At 72.2% G+C, this 18,344-nt stretch carries 23 protein-coding genes and 1 tRNA gene; 5 read left to right on the top strand and 19 right to left on the bottom strand.

Annotated features, from left to right (window positions below; all coding sequences use genetic code 11):
- From ACZ4MF_RS04205 to ACZ4MF_RS04190, 4 genes are all read right to left on the bottom strand, one after another.
- Positions 1 to 449 (bottom strand): PPOX class F420-dependent oxidoreductase (locus ACZ4MF_RS04205; RefSeq protein ID WP_467489616.1); only part of this gene is annotated, 449 nt, incomplete at its 3' end.
- 51 nt (positions 450 to 500) lie between these two features.
- Positions 501 to 1,322, bottom strand: coding sequence for a YceI family protein (locus ACZ4MF_RS04200; RefSeq protein ID WP_467489614.1), 822 nt, complete (start codon positions 1,320 to 1,322; stop codon positions 501 to 503).
- 104 nt (positions 1,323 to 1,426) lie between these two features.
- The gene (locus tag ACZ4MF_RS04195; RefSeq protein ID WP_467489612.1) at positions 1,427 to 3,916 is read right to left on the bottom strand and encodes an MFS transporter; all 2,490 of its coding nucleotides are present in this window, start codon (positions 3,914 to 3,916) and stop codon (positions 1,427 to 1,429) included.
- Between the two features lie 88 nt (positions 3,917 to 4,004).
- Positions 4,005 to 4,505, bottom strand: a complete 501-nt coding sequence (locus ACZ4MF_RS04190; RefSeq protein WP_467489610.1) for a MarR family winged helix-turn-helix transcriptional regulator — start codon at positions 4,503 to 4,505, stop codon at positions 4,005 to 4,007.
- Between the two features lie 215 nt (positions 4,506 to 4,720).
- On the opposite strand from ACZ4MF_RS04190, the gene ACZ4MF_RS04185 reads away from it, so the two are divergent.
- On the top strand, positions 4,721 to 4,927 hold the full coding sequence (locus ACZ4MF_RS04185) for a hypothetical protein (protein ID WP_356029900.1): 207 nt from the start codon (positions 4,721 to 4,723) through the stop codon (positions 4,925 to 4,927).
- Between the two features lie 15 nt (positions 4,928 to 4,942).
- Here the strand turns inward: ACZ4MF_RS04185 and ACZ4MF_RS04180 are convergent, their stop codons facing one another.
- The 9 genes from ACZ4MF_RS04180 to ACZ4MF_RS04140 all read right to left on the bottom strand — a co-directional run bounded on the left by ACZ4MF_RS04180 (position 4,943) and on the right by ACZ4MF_RS04140 (position 10,568).
- Positions 4,943 to 5,719 (bottom strand): hypothetical protein, encoded by a 777-nt coding sequence (locus ACZ4MF_RS04180; RefSeq protein ID WP_467489608.1) that lies wholly within the window; start codon positions 5,717 to 5,719, stop codon positions 4,943 to 4,945.
- 49 nt (positions 5,720 to 5,768) lie between these two features.
- Positions 5,769 to 6,707: an RNA polymerase sigma factor SigF gene (locus tag ACZ4MF_RS04175; RefSeq protein ID WP_467489606.1), complete on the bottom strand. Its 939-nt coding sequence runs from the start codon at positions 6,705 to 6,707 to the stop codon at positions 5,769 to 5,771.
- A 417-nt stretch (positions 6,708 to 7,124) separates the two neighbouring features.
- The gene (locus tag ACZ4MF_RS04170; protein ID WP_467490642.1) at positions 7,125 to 7,973 is read right to left on the bottom strand and encodes an RNA polymerase sigma factor SigF; all 849 of its coding nucleotides are present in this window, start codon (positions 7,971 to 7,973) and stop codon (positions 7,125 to 7,127) included.
- A 174-nt stretch (positions 7,974 to 8,147) separates the two neighbouring features.
- The gene (locus ACZ4MF_RS04165) at positions 8,148 to 8,441 is read right to left on the bottom strand and encodes a Dabb family protein (RefSeq protein WP_467489604.1); all 294 of its coding nucleotides are present in this window, start codon (positions 8,439 to 8,441) and stop codon (positions 8,148 to 8,150) included.
- A gap of 10 nt (positions 8,442 to 8,451) precedes the next feature.
- On the bottom strand, positions 8,452 to 8,631 hold the full coding sequence (locus ACZ4MF_RS04160) for a hypothetical protein (RefSeq protein ID WP_071377271.1): 180 nt from the start codon (positions 8,629 to 8,631) through the stop codon (positions 8,452 to 8,454).
- Between the two features lie 199 nt (positions 8,632 to 8,830).
- Positions 8,831 to 8,915, bottom strand: a tRNA-Ser gene (locus ACZ4MF_RS04155).
- Between the two features lie 45 nt (positions 8,916 to 8,960).
- A complete protein-coding gene (gene tadA / locus ACZ4MF_RS04150; protein WP_467490640.1) occupies positions 8,961 to 9,392 on the bottom strand; it encodes a tRNA adenosine(34) deaminase TadA in 432 nt (143 codons plus the stop codon).
- Positions 9,393 to 9,457: 65 nt separating this feature from the next.
- Positions 9,458 to 10,000 carry a tRNA adenosine deaminase-associated protein gene (locus ACZ4MF_RS04145; RefSeq protein ID WP_467490638.1) on the bottom strand — a complete coding sequence of 181 codons (543 nt, stop codon included), beginning with the start codon at positions 9,998 to 10,000 and terminating at the stop codon, positions 9,458 to 9,460.
- 325 nt (positions 10,001 to 10,325) lie between these two features.
- Positions 10,326 to 10,568: a hypothetical protein gene (locus tag ACZ4MF_RS04140; protein WP_467489602.1), complete on the bottom strand. Its 243-nt coding sequence runs from the start codon at positions 10,566 to 10,568 to the stop codon at positions 10,326 to 10,328.
- A 96-nt stretch (positions 10,569 to 10,664) separates the two neighbouring features.
- Between ACZ4MF_RS04140 and upp the strand changes: the two genes are divergently transcribed.
- Positions 10,665 to 11,300: a uracil phosphoribosyltransferase gene (upp, locus tag ACZ4MF_RS04135; RefSeq protein ID WP_467489600.1), complete on the top strand. Its 636-nt coding sequence runs from the start codon at positions 10,665 to 10,667 to the stop codon at positions 11,298 to 11,300.
- A gap of 25 nt (positions 11,301 to 11,325) precedes the next feature.
- Here the strand turns inward: upp and ACZ4MF_RS04130 are convergent, their stop codons facing one another.
- From ACZ4MF_RS04130 to ACZ4MF_RS04105, 6 genes are all read right to left on the bottom strand, one after another.
- A complete protein-coding gene (locus ACZ4MF_RS04130; protein WP_376287824.1) occupies positions 11,326 to 11,973 on the bottom strand; it encodes a LytR C-terminal domain-containing protein in 648 nt (215 codons plus the stop codon).
- Positions 11,974 to 12,071: 98 nt separating this feature from the next.
- Entirely contained in the window at positions 12,072 to 12,368 is a 297-nt protein-coding gene (locus ACZ4MF_RS04125; protein WP_004943146.1) for a type II toxin-antitoxin system VapB family antitoxin, read from the bottom strand.
- Positions 12,369 to 12,735: 367 nt separating this feature from the next.
- Positions 12,736 to 12,861, bottom strand: coding sequence for a hypothetical protein (locus tag ACZ4MF_RS04120; protein ID WP_356029907.1), 126 nt, complete (start codon positions 12,859 to 12,861; stop codon positions 12,736 to 12,738).
- A 57-nt stretch (positions 12,862 to 12,918) separates the two neighbouring features.
- Positions 12,919 to 13,263, bottom strand: coding sequence for a hypothetical protein (locus tag ACZ4MF_RS04115; protein WP_467489598.1), 345 nt, complete (start codon positions 13,261 to 13,263; stop codon positions 12,919 to 12,921).
- Between the two features lie 135 nt (positions 13,264 to 13,398).
- Entirely contained in the window at positions 13,399 to 14,079 is a 681-nt protein-coding gene (locus ACZ4MF_RS04110; RefSeq protein ID WP_467489596.1) for an HdeD family acid-resistance protein, read from the bottom strand.
- Positions 14,080 to 14,142: 63 nt separating this feature from the next.
- Entirely contained in the window at positions 14,143 to 14,736 is a 594-nt protein-coding gene (locus ACZ4MF_RS04105; RefSeq protein ID WP_467489594.1) for an HhH-GPD-type base excision DNA repair protein, read from the bottom strand.
- 252 nt (positions 14,737 to 14,988) lie between these two features.
- Here ACZ4MF_RS04105 and ACZ4MF_RS04100 point away from each other — a divergent pair, with 252 nt between their 5' ends.
- The 3 genes from ACZ4MF_RS04100 to ACZ4MF_RS04090 all read left to right on the top strand — a co-directional run bounded on the left by ACZ4MF_RS04100 (position 14,989) and on the right by ACZ4MF_RS04090 (position 18,180).
- Positions 14,989 to 15,465 (top strand): cupin domain-containing protein, encoded by a 477-nt coding sequence (locus tag ACZ4MF_RS04100; protein ID WP_467489592.1) that lies wholly within the window; start codon positions 14,989 to 14,991, stop codon positions 15,463 to 15,465.
- Complete coding sequence (locus ACZ4MF_RS04095; RefSeq protein WP_467489590.1) at positions 15,462 to 16,232, top strand: SDR family NAD(P)-dependent oxidoreductase; 771 nt, start codon at positions 15,462 to 15,464, stop codon at positions 16,230 to 16,232. The genes ACZ4MF_RS04100 and ACZ4MF_RS04095 overlap by 4 nt, the downstream gene beginning before the upstream one ends.
- A 169-nt stretch (positions 16,233 to 16,401) precedes the next feature.
- Positions 16,402 to 18,180, top strand: coding sequence for a copper resistance CopC/CopD family protein (locus ACZ4MF_RS04090; protein ID WP_467490637.1), 1,779 nt, complete (start codon positions 16,402 to 16,404; stop codon positions 18,178 to 18,180).
- Positions 18,181 to 18,344 lie beyond the last annotated feature (164 nt).

The raw sequence follows: 18,344 nt of genomic DNA, 5'->3' as shown, positions 1-18,344 counted from the left end.
GCCGGAAACCCCCCGGTCGCCACCGGGCCCCAGCGGTCGGGGGTGACGCGGATGAGGGACTTGCCCTGTTTCAGCATCGCCTCGCGGTATTCGTCCCAGTCGGGGTGTTCGCCGGCGATGTTGCGGTAGTACTCGACGAGCGGTTCCACGGAGTCGGGGGCGTCGAGGACCTCGGCGGTGCCGTCGATCTGGACCCAGGGGCCGTTCCACTCGTCGCTCAGGACGAGCAGGCTGACCCGGTGGTCGCGCTTGGCGTTGCGGGTCTTGGCGCGCTCGGGATAGGTGGAGACGACGATCCGGCCCGCGTCGTCGACCCCACAGGTCAGCGGGGAGGCCTGCGGCCCGCCGTCGGCGCGGCGCGTGATGAGCAGCGCGCGATGGCGGGGGCGTACGAAGTCCAGCAGCTCGGCGAGCGATACACGGGTGTTGGTCGCGATGTTCGGTGCCATGGCAAGCCAGCCTAGAGGCAGCAACGGCCGCTGTGGCTGACCCTGCTGTGCCTACGCCTGGGGCAGTGAATCCCCCTGGACCGCCTGGATGTCCAGCTCGACCTTCAGCGTCGTGCCGATCGCGGCGATGCCGGCCTGGAGGACCTGGTTGTAGTTCATGGCGAAGTCCTCGCGGCGCAGCTCCGCCGTCGCGCGGAACGCGGCGCGTGTGCCGCCCCAGGGGTCGGCGCCGGTGCCGAGGTAGGCCAGGTCCAGGTCGACCGGCCGCACGATGCCGTGCATGGACAGCTCGCCGTGCACCGTCCAGCGGTCGGAGCCGGCCGGTGACAGGCCGGTGGAGCGGTAGGTGATCTCCGGGTGCTGCTCCACGTCCAGGAAGTCCGCGGACTTCAGGTGCGTGTCGCGCATGCCGTTGCCGGTGTCGACGGACGCGGCCTTGATCACGGCCTCCACCCGGGACTTGGCGATGTCGTCGGGCGCGATCTCGATCGTGCCGCCGAACTCCGCGAACCGGCCGTGCACGCTGGAGATGCCCAGGTGCTGGGCGACCGCGGCGACGGAGGAGTGCACCGGGTCGATCGTCCAGGGGCCGGGCGGCGGCAGCTCGGTGCCGCCCTGCCGGGCCAGTGTGACCGTGCCGACCTCGGCGCGGCCGCTCGCGGTGACGATCGCCGAGGAGGCCGCGGGCGCGTAGCCCACGGCGGTCACGATCACGGTGTACGCCCCCGGCGCCAGCTCGGTGGTGTCCCGCACGGCTCCCTCGGTATCCGTCTCGGCGCGCAGCACCTGCGAACCGGTCATGTCGGTCACCGTGACGACCGCGTGCGACACGGCCCACCCGTCCCGCGTACGGATCTTCGCGGTCAGTCCCATCCCGTTTTCTCCCTGCAAAGCCTTGCTCATCGGTCTCAAGCGAACCGGCCCGTGGCACACGCACGACGGGTACGACCGTACGTGCGCCACGGGCCGGGGTGGAACTACTCGCCGGGGTGAGCGAGTTCGATCTGGTGCCCGTCGACCCCGGAGCCGGCCACGGTCAGGGCCGTCGCCACCGGCGGGTAGCCCGTCGCGATGACGGTGTACTCGCCGCTGTCCAGGTCGGTGAAGGCGTACGCCCCGTCCGTACCGGTGGTGGAGGTGCCGACCACGTTGCCGGCCTGGTCGACCAGGGTCACCCGGGCGTCGGCCAGCGGGCCGTGCGGGGCCCGGACGACACCCTGGAGCCGGGCACCGGCGTCCAGGTCGATCTCGATCCGGGTGAGTCCGGTGGTGCCGACCTCGACCGGCAGGGCGCGCGGCCGGAAGCCGCTCGCGTTGACGGCCAGGGTGACCGTGCCCGGCACCAGGTCGGTGAAGGCGAACTGGCCCTGCTCGCCGGTGGCGGCGGTGGCCAGCAGGTCACCGCGGACGTCGGTGACGATCACCATCGCGTCCTTGACCGGCAGCGCGCTGCCCGCGGCCCGGACCACACCGGTCAGCCCGCTGGTGCCGCTGAGCAGGATGTCGTACGACAGCGGCTCGCCGCCCACCACGATGGTGGAGGCCTGCGGCTGGTAGCCGTCGGCGGAGGCGATGAGGACGTACGAACCCGTGCCGGGGGCGTCGACGGAGTAGGAGCCGTCGCCCTGGGCGACCGCGCGGCCCAGCTGGCGGCCGGTCAGCGAGATCAGGGTGACCGCGGCCTGCGGGACCGGGGCGCTCTCGGCGCCGCGGACGAAGCCGTGCACCGGGGTGCCGCCGCTGCCGCCCGAGGCGGGCTCGGCGAGCGCGACGGCGGTCGCCGCCGGCGCGGCGGCCGCGGCCGGGGACGCGGCGGAGGTGTCCGACACGACGGGCGCGGCCCAGCTGGGCACCTTCTGCTGTGCGGGCTCCTGCACGGTGTTCTCCACAGTGGTCACAACGCTCTCCACGGGGGCGGCGGCTTCCGCGGCCGCCCCGCTCTTCTCCTGCGCGGCCTGGGCCAGCGCGCCGGACGTCCGCAGCGGGACCTCCTTGATGAACAGCACCGTGATGAGCGCGATCAGCGCGAACGGGGCCGCGTAGAGGAAGACGTCCGCGATGCCGTGGCCGTAGGCGCCCTCCAGCCAGGTGCGCACCGGGGCCGGCAGCGCGTTCATGTCGGGCAGCTTGCCGCTGCCGACGGCCTTGGCCGCGGCCTCCTGCGCCTTCGGGCTCAGCTCGGTGATGGTGTCCTTGGCGTGGTGGGTGATCCGCTCGGACATGACCGAGCCGAGCACGCCGACGCCGACCGCACCGCCGAGGGAGCGGAAGAAGCTCACCACGGAGGAGGCGGCGCCCAGCTCGTGCGGGGCGACCTGGTTCTGCGTGGACAGCACCAGGTTCTGCATCATCGTGCCGACGCCGATGCCGAGCAGCGCCATGTAGATCGACAGCTCCCAGTACGGGGTGTCGTAGCGCATCAGACCGAGCAGGGCGAGGCCCGCGGTGAGGGAGACACCGCCGCCGACCAGCCAGCCCTTCCAGCGGCCGGTGCTGGTGATGAAGCGGCCGGAGACCATGGACGCGACGAACAGGCCGCCGATCATCGGGATGGTCATGACGCCGGACATCGTCGGCGACTTGTCGCGGGCCAGCTGGAAGTACTGCGAGAAGAACACGGTGCCCGCGTACATGCCGATACCGACGAACAGGGAGGCCAGCGAGGCCAGCGTGATCGTGCGGTTGCGGAAGAAGCGCAGCGGGATGATCGGCTCGGCGGCCCTGGTCTCGGTGAACACGAACAGCAGCGCGAGCACGATCGTGCCGCCCACCATCGTGTACGTCTGCCAGGACAGCCAGGCGTACTTGTCGTTGGCGAAGGTGACCCAGACCAGCAGCAGCGAGGCGGCCGCGGTGATGAAGAAGGCGCCGGTCCAGTCGACCTTGACCTTCCGCTTGGCGACCGGCAGGTGCAGCGTCTTCTGCAGCACGACCAGCGCGATCAGAGCGAAGGGGATGCCGACGAACAGGCAGTAGCGCCAGCCGAGCCACGAGGTGTCGGTGATGACGCCGCCGAGCAGCGGGCCGCCGACGGTCGCGAGGGCGAAGGTGGCGCCGGTGTAGCCGGAGTACCGGCCGCGCTCGCGCGGGGAGATCATCGCGGCCATGATGACCTGCACCAGGGCGGACAGACCGCCGGCGCCGAGGCCCTGGATGACACGCGCGCTGATCAGCATCGCCGGGTTCTGCGCGAGACCGGCGACGACCGAGCCTATGACGTAGATGACAAGGGATATCTGGACGAGGGCCTTCTTGCTGACCAGGTCGGCGAGCTTGCCCCACAGCGGCACGGAGGCGGTCATGGCGAGCAGTGCCGCCGTGACGACCCAGGTGTAGGCGGACTGGCCGCCGCCGATGCTCTTGATGATCGTCGGCAGTGCGTTGGTGACGATCGTCGAGGAGAGGATGGCGGCGAACAGGCCCAGGAGCAGGCCGGACAGCGCCTCCATGATCTGCCGGTGCGTCATCGGGGCGTGCTCTGCCGAGGAGCCTCCCCCGTGCTTGGCATGAGCCCGCACACCGGCTGGTGTGGTCGTTGCCATGGGCTTCCTTTTCTTACGTGCTTGCGGGTGTACGGGTGGTCTTTTCGAGTACGGGGGCGGGGATGCGGCACGCCGAGGAGGCGGACCGGCAGTCGCCGAACGAGTCGCGCAGGCGGGTCATCAGCCGGATGAGCTGGGCGACCTCTTCGTCGGTCCAGTCGGCGAGCCGCTCCGCGAGCAGGTGCGTGGTGCGCCGGGACAGCTCGTCGAGCTGTGCCAGCCCCGCGGGCGTCAGGCGCAGGATCCGCGAGCGCTTGTCCGCGGGGTCCGGCAGCCGTTCGATCCAGCCGCGCGCCGCGACGTGCGCGACATGCCGGCTGGTGACCGACATGTCCACGGAGAGCAGCTCCGCGAGCTTGCTCATGCGCATGTCGCCGTGGCGCCCCAGCAGGGTCAGCACGGCGGCCGAGCCGTTCGGGCAGTCGGGCGGAAGGATCCGCCCCAGGTCCCGTTTCACGGCTCCGACGGCACTGAGCTGACGCGCCAGCTCTTCGAACTGCGCCTGCTCGGCCATCACACCTCCCGTATTCGTTGCTTGGGGCAACCATAGAGTGTTTGGTTGCTGCAGGCAAACAAATCGGGGTCCGGCGACGCAAAAACTTGGCAAAGGCACGTATTGCAAACGTAAATATGCAGGTGGGGGTGGGTGGCGTGCCCCCCTCTGTCCCGTTGGGGCCGTGGTGGACCCCACTTGGGCGGCCGGGGCCGTCTTCGCTAAGGTCTCGGGCCATGGCTAACACCCAGGGCCCCGAGGGCAACTACGACCCCGCCGGCAGCACCCAGATGTTCCGCGCGTTCGTCGACGAGGCCCCCCAGGGGCGCCAGGCGCAGACGGCCGCGACCTCCTCCTCCGGCGGTCCGCGCGTCGGCCTGATCATCGGCGTCATCGTCGCGATCGCCGTGGTGGCGGGCGTGGCCTGGCTGGCGCTCAAGTAGTCCCCCGCGCCGGGATCACTTCCACTGGACGGAGACGTCCCGCGTCTCGATGTGCATGCCGAGCGGCACGCGCCAGGCGTCGACGCACACCGTCCAGACGGGCTTCACCCGCGCGCCCGGCGCGATCGGCACCGGGAGGCCGGCCGCCGAGTCGATCGTCTCCCAGTCGATGCCGAGCGCGCCGATGACGTGCGTCCCGAACGTCACCGAGCCCGAACGCACCGCCGTACCGCCCGAGTTGCGGAACTCGACGGTCACCTTCTGGCACCAGCGTTGATCGGTGTCCTTCGTCGCCGGCTTGCCCCAGGAGAGCTCCGCCGGGCCGACGGCCGTGCCGGCGCCGGGAGTTGGGGTGGGGGAGGTGCCGGAGGCGGACGGTTCGGGAGGCGTGGGCGTCGTGCCGGACGGGCCGCCTGCGCCGCCGGAGGGACCGGATGTGGCCGGCGCCGGTGTGCTCAGCCCCGGGCTGCCGGGGGAGCCGGAAGCGACGGCAGTGGCTGACGCGGCGCTCGGGCGCGGTGAACCGGACGGGGTCGTCGGCGAGTTGCTGTCGAGCGGGGTCAGCGAGACCGAGCCCGTCGGGGTGGCCGCCGCCGTACCGGCCCGGTCCGGACCGCCCACCGTGCCGACCGCGACGTAACCGCCGCCCGGGCCCCGGTCCGCGCACGCGGCGAGCACCCCGCCCAGGACGACGACGACCGCCGATGCTGCCGTAACGGCGCCTCGGCGGCCACGCGTCCATGTCGCACGGGTTGTTGGAGCGGTGTCGTCCGGCCCTGTCGCGCGCAGCATCGGGCCAGTGTCGCTGACGAACCGTCAGAAATGAACCCTCAGTCGGTTCTCAGTCCGAGATCAGCCCTTCCCGCAACTGCGCCAGCGTCCGCGTCAGCAGCCGGGAGACGTGCATCTGGGAGATGCCGACCTCCTCGCCGATCTGGGACTGCGTCATGTTGGCGAAGAAGCGGAGCATGATGATCCGGCGCTCGCGGGGCGGGAGTTTGGCCAGCAGGGGCTTCAGGGACTCGCGGTACTCCACGCCCTCCAGGGCCGTGTCCTCGTAGCCGAGGCGGTCGGCCAGCGAGCCCTCGCCGCCGTCGTCCTCGGGGGCCGGGGAGTCGAGGGAGGAGGCGGTGTAGGCGTTGCCGACCGCGAGGCCGTCGACGACGTCCTCCTCGGAGACGCCGAGCACGGCGGCCAGTTCCGTCACCGTCGGGGAGCGGTCCAGTTTCTGGGAGAGTTCGTCGCTCGCCTTGGTGAGGGCGAGGCGCAGCTCCTGGAGGCGGCGCGGGACGCGCACCGACCACGAGGTGTCCCGGAAGAACCGCTTGATCTCGCCGACCACCGTCGGCATCGCGAAGGTCGGGAACTCCACGCCCCGTTCGCAGTCGAAACGGTCGATCGCCTTGATCAGGCCGATGGTGCCGACCTGGACGATGTCCTCCATCGGCTCGTTGCGGGAGCGGAAGCGCGCGGCCGCGTAGCGGACCAGCGGCAGGTTCAGCTCGATCAGGGTGTCCCGGACGTAGGCCCGCTCGGGGCTGTCCTCGCCGAGGGCGGCGAGCCGCAGGAACAGCGAGCGGGACAGGGTGCGGGTGTCGATGTCCCCGGTGGCCGGCAGGACCGGGACGGGCGCGGCCTCCTGGGCAGGCGGGGACGGCACGGCGTCGAGGGCCGTGACGGCCTCGATTCCGTCGAGGACGTCGAGAGCGTCGAGCTCCTTGGGCGCTGCCTCGCTCGGCGCGGGCGTCAGCACCTTCGAGCTGCTCTGGTCTGCGGACATGCCACCCCCTTTGGGTCGCGGGACGGTCGTGGCGGCGCCGTCTTTCGAGCAACGCAGCCTTCACCTGAATACCGGAGCCGAGGGCCCGGCAAACGCGTCTCCCGCAGAATGTCACATGTCGGCAACACGCTGTAGTGACATGTCGACATGAGAGATCCGAATCGGCCCTGGAGAGAAGGGGTCTGACGCTATTTCGGGCCCCAACTGCCGTCATCGGCCCAGGTGAGCGATTCGCCCGCGACGGTTACCGCTCGCTCGGGTATGCGATGCAGAACCGCTTGAGGCGTGCTTCCGTGCGCCCGCTATGCATCGACCGAACGCCCCCCACGCTTCGGTCCGTACCGATTCTTATCGTGCCCTTAGGCGCAAGCCCCTTAAGCGCGGGCCCTTAAGCGCGAGCCCTTACGCGCGGAGCCCTTAGGCGTCGATGCGATTCGCGGAGCGCAGCCGCTGGAAGCTGCGGGCGAGGAGCCGCGAGACGTGCATCTGGGAAACGCCCAGCTCCGCGCTGATCTGCGACTGGGTGAGGTTGCTGTAGTAGCGCAGGAGGAGGATGCGCTGCTCGCGCTCGGGGAGTTGGACGAGCAGATGCCGGACCAGGTCGCGGTGTTCCACGCCGTCGAGGGCCGGGTCCTCGTAGCCGATCCGGTCCAGCAGACCGGGCAGTCCGTCGCCCTCCTGCGCGGCCTCCAGCGAGGTGGCGTGGTACGACCGTCCCGCCTCGATGCAGCTCAGCACCTCGTCCTCGCTGATCCGCAGCCGCTCGGCGATCTCGGCGGTGGACGGGGAGCGGCCGAAGAGCGTGGTGAGGTCCTCGGTCGCGCTGTTGACCTGCACCCACAGCTCGTGCAGCCGGCGCGGTACGTGGACCGTGCGGACGTTGTCCCGGAAGTACCGTTTGATCTCGCCGACGACGGTCGGCATCGCGAAGGTCGGGAACTGCACGCCCCGGTCCGGGTCGAAGCGGTCGATGGCGTTGATCAGGCCGATGGTGCCGACCTGGACGACGTCCTCCATCGGCTCGTTGCGGGAGCGAAAGCGCGCGGCCGCGTAGCGCACGAGCGGGAGGTTCGCCTCGATCAGTGACCCGCGCACCCGGTTGTGCTCCGGCGTGCCCGGAGCGAGCTGCTTCAGTTCGGCGAAGAGCACCTGGGTGAGGGCTCGGGTGTCGGCGCTGCGCCGCTTCTCGGGGGGTACGGGCGCGGGATCGGGCGCAGGGGGTGCCTCCTCCTCCTGGGGTGGCGCAGTACTGGCCGACACGGTCAACGCCACCTCTTCGTCGCTCAATCATCGATCAAAAGCGGTCATAGCATCACAAGACATGTGCACTGTGTGCAAGCACCGCATAACGCCGTGTTGTGTTCAAATTTCGACAAGTTGGGGCGTGCGACACACGAAAGCCCCCCGCCGGTCCGGCGGAGGGCTCGGGTGGAGCGGGGATCAGAAGGCGTAGTCGGCGATCACCCACGTGGCGAACTCGCGCCACAGGGCGGCACCCGCCTGATGGGCCGGGTGCTCCAGGTAGCGCCGGAGGGCGTCGGTGTCCTCGACGGCCGAGTTGATCGCGAAGTCGTAGGCGATGGGCCGGTCGGTGATGTTCCAGGCGCACTCCCAGAACCGCAGCTCCTCGATCTGGTCGCCCAGGGCCCTGAAGGCCTCCACACCGGCGACGACCCGCGGATCGTCGCGCTCGACGCCCTCGTTGAGCTTGAAGAGGACCAGGTGCCGGATCATGCGATGTACCTCAGCTCTTTCCCCCGTTGGCGAGCCACGTCATGAAGTCGCCCACGGACTTGGCGGCGTCCGATATGCCCTCGAAGACTATCTGGACGTAGTGCGCCGCCTTGGGCGGGTCAGTGATGATCACGTACAGCGCGAAGACCACGAGCGCGTACACGGCGATCTTCTTGGCGTTCACCGCCACCGCGGCCTCCCCTGTGCCTGTCCCTGTGGGCCCCTGTTGCCGGCCGCGAGTGTAACCTTCACGCCTCGTTCGAGGACCAACGGCCCGCCGCCGGGGACCCTTTGCCGGCCCGCGTGAGCGGCGCGCACGTGCGGGGTCCGTACGACCGGATCCGTACGACGAGAAGGGCCCCGTCGTGAGACGGGACCCTTCTTCGAAGCGGTAGCGGAGGGATTTGAACCCTCGGTGACTTGCGCCACACTCGCTTTCGAGGCGAGCTCCTTCGGCCGCTCGGACACGCTACCGAGGGAGACCCTACAGCACGGCGGGGCATGGTTCGAAATCGGTATTCAGCGGTCCCGGAAAAACTCCGTGAGCAGCTGCGCGCACTCCGCCGCGAGGACGCCCTCGATCACCTCGGGCCGGTGGTTGAGCCGCCGGTCGCGGACCACGTCCCACAGCGAGCCCGCCGCGCCCGCCTTGTCGTCCCGGGCGCCGTAGACGACCCGGTCGACGCGGGACTGGACGAGCGCGCCGGCGCACATCGTGCACGGCTCCAGCGTGACCACGAGCGTGCAGCCGGTCAGCCGCCACTCCCCGAGCCGTGCCGCGGCCCGCCGGATCGCGAGGACCTCCGCGTGGGCCGTGGGATCACCGGTGGCCTCGCGCTCGTTGTGCCCGGCGCCGAGCACCGTCGTACCGTCCGGGGACAGGACGACGGCGCCGACGGGGACGTCGCCGCCCCGGACGGCCCGCTCGGCCTCGTCCAGGGCGAGCCGCATCGCGGCCCGCCAGCGGTCGCGTACCGGGTCCGCCACGGCTGCCGGACTCTCGGAGTTCCCGGTGGTCAGCGGACGGTCTCCAGGACCTCGGCGGCGCCCAGGGCCTCGGCGATCGAGCCCAGCGCGTCCTCGGCGTCCAGGACGCGCAGCTCCTTCTCGCCGATGCCCAGGTCGTCGAGGATCCGGCTGTCGCCCACCGGGCTGTGCGGGACGGCGTCGGCGCCGCCGCCGGCAGCGTCGTCGTCGTCATCCTCCTCCTCCGACTCGCCGTCCTCCGTGCCGTCGAGGTCCAGGGAGTCCAGGTCGGGGCCGTCGTCCGAGCCGGGCTCCCGGCCGAGCAGTTCGTCGGTGAGCAGCAGCTCGCCGTACGCGCTGCGCTGGGCGGCGGCGGCGTCCGAGACGTAGATGCGGGGGTCGTCCTCGCCGTCGATGCGGACGACGCCGAACCAGGCGTCCTCCTGCTCGATCAGGACGAGCACCGTGTCGTCGTCGGGAGAGGCTTCCCGGGCCAGGTCGGCCAGATCCGACAGGGTCTCCACATTGTCGAGCTCCGTGTCGCTCGCTTCCCACCCGTCTTCGGTGCGCGCGAGCAGTGCGGCGAAGTACACCGTGACTCTCCCACTGGTCATAGGTGTGCCGGTTGGGGGTCCCCCCGGCGGAGGTATGTGGGTGGAGAGAGCTGGGCTCCGAGCCCCACCCACTCGGAATCGTGGCAGAAACAAGACGTTCAGGGGACGTCTTCGGCTCCCTGTGTCTCGCAGCCGCCTTGCGGATCGTACGCGGCTTTTCCCAGCGCTCACGCACGCCCACCACGCAAACACCGCCGTGGACGTGGATCTTCCTCACCGAGAACTTTCCCACCGGGCCCCGCTCCTGACGCCTCCTCCTCGCGGGCGGTTCCACCCTGTGCGGGTACGGCGGACCACGGACGGCCTACCAGCGGAATGTCCGCATGCGCTGCGCGTGGCGCATGCGGGCGGCCTTGGCGCGCCGCGGCTGGACCCGGGCGCGCAGCTCGCGGGCCTCGGTGAGATCACGCAGGAACTCGGCGCGTCGGCGGCGCCGTTCGGCGTCGGACTCGGGGACTCCGCCGGCGCGTATCGGGGGCTCGCCGGAGTCCCCGGTGCCGCCGGTGTCCCCGGGCGCGTCCTCAGGAAGGTCAGGCAGGTCAGGCACGTCGCACCACCCCGGTTCCGTCCCTCCCACTTTCCCCCGTACGGCCCCTTCGACGCCAGGGCCGGAGGGGGTTCGGTCGCAGGTACCGTTAGGGGCATGCGTCTCCACGTCGTCGACCACCCCCTGGTCGCTCACAAGCTCACCACGCTGCGCGACCGGCGCACCGACTCCGCGACCTTCCGCCGGCTGGCCGATGAACTGGTCACCCTGCTGGCCTACGAGGCCACGCGGGACGTGCGCACCGAGGCCGTCGACATCGACACCCCGGTCGCGCGGACCACGGGCGTCAAGCTCGCCCGCCCGCGCCCGCTGGTCGTGCCGATCCTGCGCGCCGGTCTCGGCATGCTGGACGGCATGGTCCGGCTGCTGCCGACCGCCGAGGTGGGCTTCCTGGGCATGATCCGCAACGAGGAGACCCTCCAGGCCTCCACGTACGCCTCGCGCATGCCGGAGGACCTCTCGGGCCGCCAGGTGTACGTCCTGGACCCGATGCTGGCCACGGGCGGCACGCTCGTCGCGGCGATCCAGGAGCTGATCAGGCGCGGTGCGGACGATGTGACCGCCGTGGTGCTGCTCGCCGCGCCCGAGGGCGTAGCGGTGATGGAGCGCGAGCTGGCGGGCACGCCGGTGACGGTCGTGACGGCGGCGGTGGACGACCACCTCAACGAGCACGGCTACATCGTGCCGGGGCTGGGTGACGCGGGAGACCGGCTGTACGGCGCGGCGGAGTAGCTCCGGCACCCCTGCGGGGAGCTTTTCAGCACCCCTTCTTCGACGTCGCCGCCGACTGCGGCGCCGTCAGGGCCGTCAACGCCTGCTGGGCGTCCGCGGGCTTCGCCAGTGCCGTGAAGCCGTCGCCCAGGATGAGGTCCAGGTCGGCGCCCTTGCGGCCGGCGTCGGTGCGGCGCTCGGCGCCGGCCAGTTCGGTGGCCAGCACCGGCAGCGAGCTGTCCTGGGCGGCGGCGGGGCCGAGGAGTACGCCGGTGCCCTTGACCTTCTTGTCGTAGTCCTTGCTCGCGTTGCCCACGTCACCGATCTTGAAGCCGCGCTTCTTGAGTTCGTCGGCGGTGGCCTTGGCGAGCCCGCCGCGGGCGGTGGCGTTGTAGACGTTCACGGTGATCTGGCCCGGCTTGGGCAGCGTCTTCGGCTGTGCGGCCGGCGTGGCCGTGGCGGCGGCCCCGGGCCGGCAGGCGGTCTTCGCACCGGTCGCCGTGGTCTTCTTGGTGCCGCCGGAGAAGACGTCGATGAGCTGCAGGGTGCCCCAGGCGATCAGGCCGAGCGCGCAGGCGGACGCGACCACGGCGGCCACGAGCCGGGCGCGGCGCCGCGGCGGACGCATCCGAGGGTATTTGTCCCCCGTGATCCGGTACTGGCCGCCCATGCCAGGGGGAGTCAGCATGCTCATGGGCGCAGCGTAGTGCGCCCGAGCGGCGATGCCTATTAGATGATCAGTCGATCCCGCTCAGCGGAACCCGAAAGGGCCAACGGCCGCGCCGGGCCGGGTCAGTCGAGTTCGAGCACGCGTGCGTGCAGCACCTGGCGCTGCTGGAGGGCGGCGCGGACCGCGCGGTGCAGGCCGTCCTCCAGATAGAGGTCGCCCTGCCACTTCACGACGTGTGCGAAGAGGTCGCCGTAGAACGTCGAGTCCTCCGCCAGCAGGGTCTCCAGATCGAGCTGCTGCTTGGTGGTCACGAGCTGATCGAGGCGGACCGGGCGCGGCGCGACGTCCGCCCACTGCCGGGTGCTTTCCCGGCCGTGGTCGGGGTACGGCCGGCCGTTTCCGATGCGCTTGAAGATCACACGGAAAGCCTACCGGCCCAGACGTTCCGGGCGCAGCCATGGCGGCTGAGTGCGCCCTTTTGAAAGCCCTGAAAAGATGGAGCGAAACGGGCAAATGGGCTGGTACTGGGAACGGGGCCTGCGTCGAGTGACCGCGAGACCACGCCGTCCACGGAAGCGCCGCGCGCTCCACGAGCGTTATGCACAGGCTGTGGACCGCGAGTCGGCGTACGAGAAGCCGACCGCCGCCGCGGCCCGAGGCGCCGCCCGCGCCTGTGCCCCGGGAGGTCGCCGGCCCGCTCGGTGGGCACGCGGCCGGGCAGCGAGATCACCCGTTCCCCGTTCGGCACGGCCCGGCGGAGACGGCGGCCCCGCCGGGCCGGTGCGTTCAGCGGTCCCGTTCCTCGGGCTTCCGCTGCGGTTCCGGACGGTTCTCGTCCGGCTTGCGCGCCGCGGCGCGCCTCGCCTCCGCGCGCAGCAGGGCGCGCAGGACGGCGTACGGATCCTGGGGCATGGCTGTGCTCCTTGCGTCGAGCCGACTGACCTTGCGTGGTGTGGGGACGCGGGTCTGTCAGCAGCGCAGAACCACCGTGCGCAGCAGGGGTGTCGCGTACGGCGCCCGGAGCGCGGGGAGGCACGCGCGGCGCGCCGGCGCGGCCGGGCCGGGCAGGGGCGCGGGGCACTCGGGAGCGTCGGCCCGGTGGACGGCACGGGCGGCCGGCCGCAGGAGGAGATCGAGGCCGTCGAGGGCGTCGGTGACGTCGTGGCCGTCGTGGTGCTCGGAGGTGTCGGCCGAGACGGCGCAGACGGGGGCCGCGTGGGCCTGCGCGTGCGCGACCGGCACCCACAGGGCGAGGAGCAGCACGAGCACCCGCAGCCAGGTACGGCTGCGCGGGCGGCGCGAGGTCCTGCTCACGACGGGTTTCTCCCCGGCGCGGGCGGTGGGTGCAGCACAGACGGCCGCAGATCCGCCCGGTCGGAGGAGGAGAAGGACATCGCGTTGACGAAACGGGGCGACGGGTCGGTACGACGGCTCAGGCCGGTCTGCGGCTCAGGCGGTCTTCGGGATCCGCTTGGCCCGGCCGCGGATGCGGAACGCGGTGATGATCTCCGTGATCCCGACCGCGACCAGCCAGATGCCGCCGACGAGGGTCAGGACGGCGACCGAGTGGAACGGCGAGTCGATGAGCACGATGCCGGCGATGAAGGTGAGGATCCCGAGGAAGACCTGCCAGCCCCGGGCGGGGGTGCGCGGGTCGGAGGCGGCGGCCAGGGTCTGGGTGATGCCGCGGATCAGCCAGCCGATGCCGATCCACAGGGCGAGCAGCAGGATCGACTGCATGGGCCCGCGGAAGCTGAGCAGGCCGAGCAGGATCGACAGGGCACCGCTGATGAAGGCCAGCACGCGCAGCGAGGTCGCCGTGTGCGTGCCGAACGCGGCGCCCAGCTGGAAGATACCGCTGATGAGGAGGTAGAGGCCGAAGAGGACGCCGGCCGCGCGCAGCGAGGGGCCGGGCCAGACCAGGACCAGGATCCCGAGGATCAGCGAGGCGATCCCGGTGACCAGGACCACCTGCCAGGCGGCCCGGGACAGGGCGTGCAGCGGGCCTTCGAACGGCGGCTCGGGCTCGTGCCGCCTGCCCGCCGCCCCGCCCGCCTGCCGGGCCGCGTGGACGTTCCGGTCGTCGTACCCAGGGCCCTGGTCGGAGCCACTGCTCGGTGCCTCGGTCATGGTTCATGCTGTGACCGGCGGGGCGGGGCGTGCCATCAGGGAGGGCCGGTCGGGTGAACGGGCCTACGTGCCGGAGGCCTTCGCCGCCGCCTTCATCTCCTGCTTGTGCGCCCGCACCTTGGCCAGTGACTCGGGGCCGGTGATGTCGGCGACGGAGCGGTAGGCCTTCGGTTCGCCGTACGCGCCGGCCGCCTCCCGCCAACCCGGGGGCGTGACGCCGAGCTGCTTGCCGAGCAGCGCGAGGAAGATCTGGGCCTTCTGCTTGCCGAACCCGGGCAGTGCCTCCAGCCGTTTCAGCAGCTCGGCACCGGTCGGGACGTTCCGCCAGACGGCCTCGGCGTCCCCGTCGTAGTGCTCGGCGAGGTACTGGCACAGCTGCTGGATCCGCTTGGCCATCGAGCCGGGGTAGCGGTGCACCGCCGGCTTGTCGGAGAGCAGCGCGGCGAAGTCCTCGGGGTTCATCGCGGCGATCTCGTGCGCGTCGAGGTCTCCCTCGCCTCCGGCGCCGAGCCGGTCGGCGATGGTGCGCGGGCCCTTGAACGCCCACTCCATCGGAACCTGCTGGTCGAGCAGCATGCCCACCAGCGCGGCGAGCGGGGAGCGACCGAGCAGCGCGTCGGCCTCGGGGTCCTGGGCGAGGTGCAGGGTGACGTCCATGGCTCGATGATCGCCCGGCCGCGCGCGGGCCGCAGCCGGGGGTGCCCCGCCCCGGCAGTCGTCCGTCGCCGCCGGAGTCGCCGTGAGGGCTCTGCGCAGCGCGCCTCCTTGAACGAGGCGAACGAGATGGGCGAGGCGAACGAGATGAACGAGATGGGCGAGATGGGCGAGGCGAACGAGGCGGGCGGAGCGGGCCCAACTCGCCTTCCCGGAACGGACGGTGGGCCCTCCGGGCTGGCTAGCCTTCTCCCCGTGACGACGCCCCGAGAGCTGATCGCCCACTACGGACTCGAACCCATCCCCCGCGAAGGCGGCCTGTACCGGCGTACCTGGGCGGGACCCGCCCGACCGGACGGCCGCCCGGCGGGCTCCGCCATCGTCGCCCTGCTCACCGCGGACGACTACAGCGCCCTGCACCGCCTGCCCACCGACGAGATCTGGCACTTCTACCTCGGCGACCCGCTCCGCCTCCTGCTCCTCGCCCCCGACGGCACCGCCCGCACCGCCGTCCTCGGCCCCGCCCCGCTGTCCGGCCAACACGTCCAGCTGACCGTGCCCGCCGGCACCTGGATGGGCGGGCGGGTCGCCCCGGGCGGCGCGTGGACGCTCTTCGGCACCACGATGGCCCCCGGATTCACCGAGGCGGACTACGAACACGGCGACGCGGCCGCCCTGACGGCGCGTTACCCCGCCGAGGCGGCCCGCATCACGGAACTGTCCCGCCCATGAACACGCACACCCTCCTCGAAGGACAGACGGCGCTGGTGACCGGCGCGGGCGGCGGCATCGGCCGCGCCATCGCCCTGCGCTTCGCCGAGCGGGGCGCGGCGGTGGCCCTGCACTGCCGTACGGCGGTGGCGGCGGCCGGTGAAGTCGCCGACCGCATCCGGGAGTCGGGCGGCGAGGCCGTCGTCCTGCGGGCGGACCTGACGGACGAGGACGCCTGCCACCGCCTGATCGGGGAGACGACGCGGTGGTCCGGCGGCCACCTCACCGCGCTCGTCAACAACGCGGCCGTCCAGCCCGTGCAGCCCCTGCCCGGGATGACGGCGGCCGACTGGCGTGCGGTCGTCGACACCGACCTCACCAGCGTCTTCGCCTGCACCCAGGCCGCCGCGGCCCACATGCGCGCGCACGGCGGCGGCACCGTCACCCACATCGCCTCCATCGAGGCCGACCGCCCCGCCCCCGGCCACGCCCACTACAGCGCGGCCAAGGCGGCGGTGGTCATGCACGCCCGCGCGGCGGCCCTGGAGTACGGTCCGGACGGCATTCGCGTCAACACGGTCTCGCCCGGCCTCATCGACCGCGAGGGACTCGCCGACGCCTGGCCGGACGGCGTGCGCCGCTGGCTCGCCGCCGCCCCCACCGGCCGCCTGGGCCGCCCCGAGGACGTGGCCGACGCCTGTGTGTTCCTGGCCTCGCCGCTCGCGAGCTGGATCACCGGGCACGACCTGGTCGTGGACGGGGGTGTCTCGGCCCGCCCGACGTGGTGAGCAACGGAGCCGAACCCTCCGTACCTATAGGGAACACGACCCATGGGGAACACGGCGGGCCGACGGAGGGGACCAGGTGCAGCTGCGCGACCGACACCGAGGGCCGAGCGGACGGCTGAACCGTCGGCCGAACGGCGCCCGGCCGAGCCGTTGGCCGCGCCGCCTGGCCCTGCTCTGCACCGGTCTGCTCCTGCTCCTCCTCGGCGTGGCGGCCCCGGCCTCGGCCCACGCGGCCGTGCGCGCGACGGACCCCGCCGACGGCACCGTCCTGCCTACGGCCCCCCGTCAGGTGACCCTGACGTTCACCGAGTCGGTCGGCCTGCTCACCGACTCGTTCCGGGTCTACGACCCCGCCAACCACCGCGTGCGCACGGGCGCCGCCGGCCACGCCCCCGGCCGCCCGGACACCGCCCGCGTCCCGCTGCCCGCCAGGCTCGCCCAGGGCACCTACACGGTCGCCTGGCGGGTGGTCTCGGCGGACAGCCACCCGGTGTCCGGCGCGCTGACCTTCTCGGTCGGCACACGCACGGCGACGGCCGCGAGCACGGCCCCCGACACCACGGAGAACCCGGCGACGGCGGCCCTGTACAACATCGCGCGCTACCTCGCCTACCTCTCCGTGGCCCTCCTCCTCGGCACGGCCGCGTTCGTGGCGTACTGCCGCCCGCCGAAGGCGGCCCCGCTGCGCACCCCCGTCCTGGCGGCGGCCTGGACCCTCATCGCGTCCACGGCGGCCCTGTTCGTCCTGCGCGCACCGTACGAGGAGGGGGCGCCCCCGACGCAGGCACTCTCCCTCACCGCCCTCGCCCGTACGGCGACCACCCGCCCCGGCGAACTCCTCCTCGCCCGGCTGGCGTTGCTGCTGCTGGCCGCCACGGTGGTGCTGGTGCTGCGGGCCCGCCGCACCCGTCTGCCCCGCCGCGCGACACTGGCGGTGGCCGCGGCCGTGTCCGTCCCCCTGGCCCTGACCTGGGCGGCGGCCGAACACGCCGCGGCGGGCATCCAGGTCCCGCTGGCGATCACCTCCGCCACCCTCCATCTGCTGGCCATGGGCACCTGGCTGGGTGGCCTGGCCGCGCTGCTGCGCACCCTGTCCCGCACCCCGGCGCTCCCGCTCTCGGTCCCGGCCCGCTTCTCCCGCCTGGCCCTCGCCTCTGTGACGGTCCTCGCGGTGACCGGCGTGTACCAGTCCTGGCGGGGCCTCGGTTCCTGGCAGGCCCTGACGGACACGGCGTACGGCCGCACCCTGCTGGCCAAACTGGCCGCGGTGGCCGCCCTGCTCCTGGCGGCGGCCTGCTCCCGCGCCTGGACGACCCGCACGGCAGGGGCCCGGACCCGGCCGCAGGTACGGACGGCAACCCCGGCCCGCATCCCCGAACCGGCGACGGGCCCCCCACTCCCCGAGCAACCGTCCCCTCCCACCCCCACCCCCGCTCCGCCCCCGCCCATCCCCCTCCACCACCTGCGCCGCTCGGTACTGGCGGAGGCAGCCGTGGCCGCGGTGGTCCTGGCCCTGACGACCCTCCTGACCAGCACCGTCCCCGGCCGCACGGCGACGGATGCGGCGCAGGCGACGGGGACCGGTACGGCGGACGCGGGCATCCCGACGGCATCGGTGACGACGATCCCCTTCGACGTCGGCACCCCGGGCGGCCGGGGCAAGGTCCAGATCACCCTGGACCCCGGCCGGGTCGGCACCTGCTCCGTCCAGGCGGTCGTCTACGGCCCCGACGGCGGCCTGTCCACCGTCCCTGAGCTCCGCATCACCCTCACCCTCCCCGCCAGGCGCATCGGCCCCCTGGACACCAGGGTGACCGACCGCGGCGGCTACTGGGCGGCCGACTCCTTCACCCTCCCCCTCCCGGGCACCTGGACGATGAAGGCGACGGTGCGCGTCTCGGACGTGGACCAGGTGACGGTGTCGGCACCGGTGCGGGTGGCGCGGTAGACAGCACCCAGGAACTCGGGCCGCCGCTCGAACCGCACACCACCGTGCTCCACCTCACATCCCGACCGGCTCACGCCCGCTCCTGCCCCTGTCGGACCTCGGATCCGGAAACGCGAAAGGCCCCGACCGGCGAACCGGTCGGGGCCTTCGACTGCCCTGTCGGG

This window comes from Streptomyces sp. NPDC025793, from assembly GCF_055558375.1.
Note: the sequence above shows the minus strand (reverse complement) of the source record. Positions and strands in the feature narration are given on the sequence as shown.

What these genes read in the sequence shown, in the direction of transcription:
- ACZ4MF_RS04095 (WP_467489590.1), top strand. Translation starts at nt 15,462, where the DNA reads ATGAACACGCACACCCTCCTCGAAGGACAGACGGCGCTGGTGACCGGC.
- ACZ4MF_RS04195 (WP_467489612.1), bottom strand. Translation starts at nt 3,916, where the DNA reads ATGACGCACCGGCAGATCATGGAGGCGCTGTCCGGCCTGCTCCTGGGC.
- ACZ4MF_RS04130 (WP_376287824.1), bottom strand. Translation starts at nt 11,973, where the DNA reads ATGAGCATGCTGACTCCCCCTGGCATGGGCGGCCAGTACCGGATCACG.
- ACZ4MF_RS04175 (WP_467489606.1), bottom strand. Translation starts at nt 6,707, where the DNA reads ATGTCCGCAGACCAGAGCAGCTCGAAGGTGCTGACGCCCGCGCCGAGC.
- ACZ4MF_RS04200 (WP_467489614.1), bottom strand. Translation starts at nt 1,322, where the DNA reads ATGGGACTGACCGCGAAGATCCGTACGCGGGACGGGTGGGCCGTGTCG.
- upp (WP_467489600.1), top strand. Translation starts at nt 10,665, where the DNA reads ATGCGTCTCCACGTCGTCGACCACCCCCTGGTCGCTCACAAGCTCACC.
- ACZ4MF_RS04120 (WP_356029907.1), bottom strand. Translation starts at nt 12,861, where the DNA reads ATGCCCCAGGATCCGTACGCCGTCCTGCGCGCCCTGCTGCGCGCGGAG.
- tadA (WP_467490640.1), bottom strand. Translation starts at nt 9,392, where the DNA reads ATGCGGCTCGCCCTGGACGAGGCCGAGCGGGCCGTCCGGGGCGGCGAC.
- ACZ4MF_RS04190 (WP_467489610.1), bottom strand. Translation starts at nt 4,505, where the DNA reads ATGGCCGAGCAGGCGCAGTTCGAAGAGCTGGCGCGTCAGCTCAGTGCC.
- ACZ4MF_RS04180 (WP_467489608.1), bottom strand. Translation starts at nt 5,719, where the DNA reads ATGCTGCGCGCGACAGGGCCGGACGACACCGCTCCAACAACCCGTGCG.
- ACZ4MF_RS04110 (WP_467489596.1), bottom strand. Translation starts at nt 14,079, where the DNA reads ATGACCGAGGCACCGAGCAGTGGCTCCGACCAGGGCCCTGGGTACGAC.
- ACZ4MF_RS04185 (WP_356029900.1), top strand. Translation starts at nt 4,721, where the DNA reads ATGGCTAACACCCAGGGCCCCGAGGGCAACTACGACCCCGCCGGCAGC.
- ACZ4MF_RS04105 (WP_467489594.1), bottom strand. Translation starts at nt 14,736, where the DNA reads ATGGACGTCACCCTGCACCTCGCCCAGGACCCCGAGGCCGACGCGCTG.
- ACZ4MF_RS04165 (WP_467489604.1), bottom strand. Translation starts at nt 8,441, where the DNA reads ATGATCCGGCACCTGGTCCTCTTCAAGCTCAACGAGGGCGTCGAGCGC.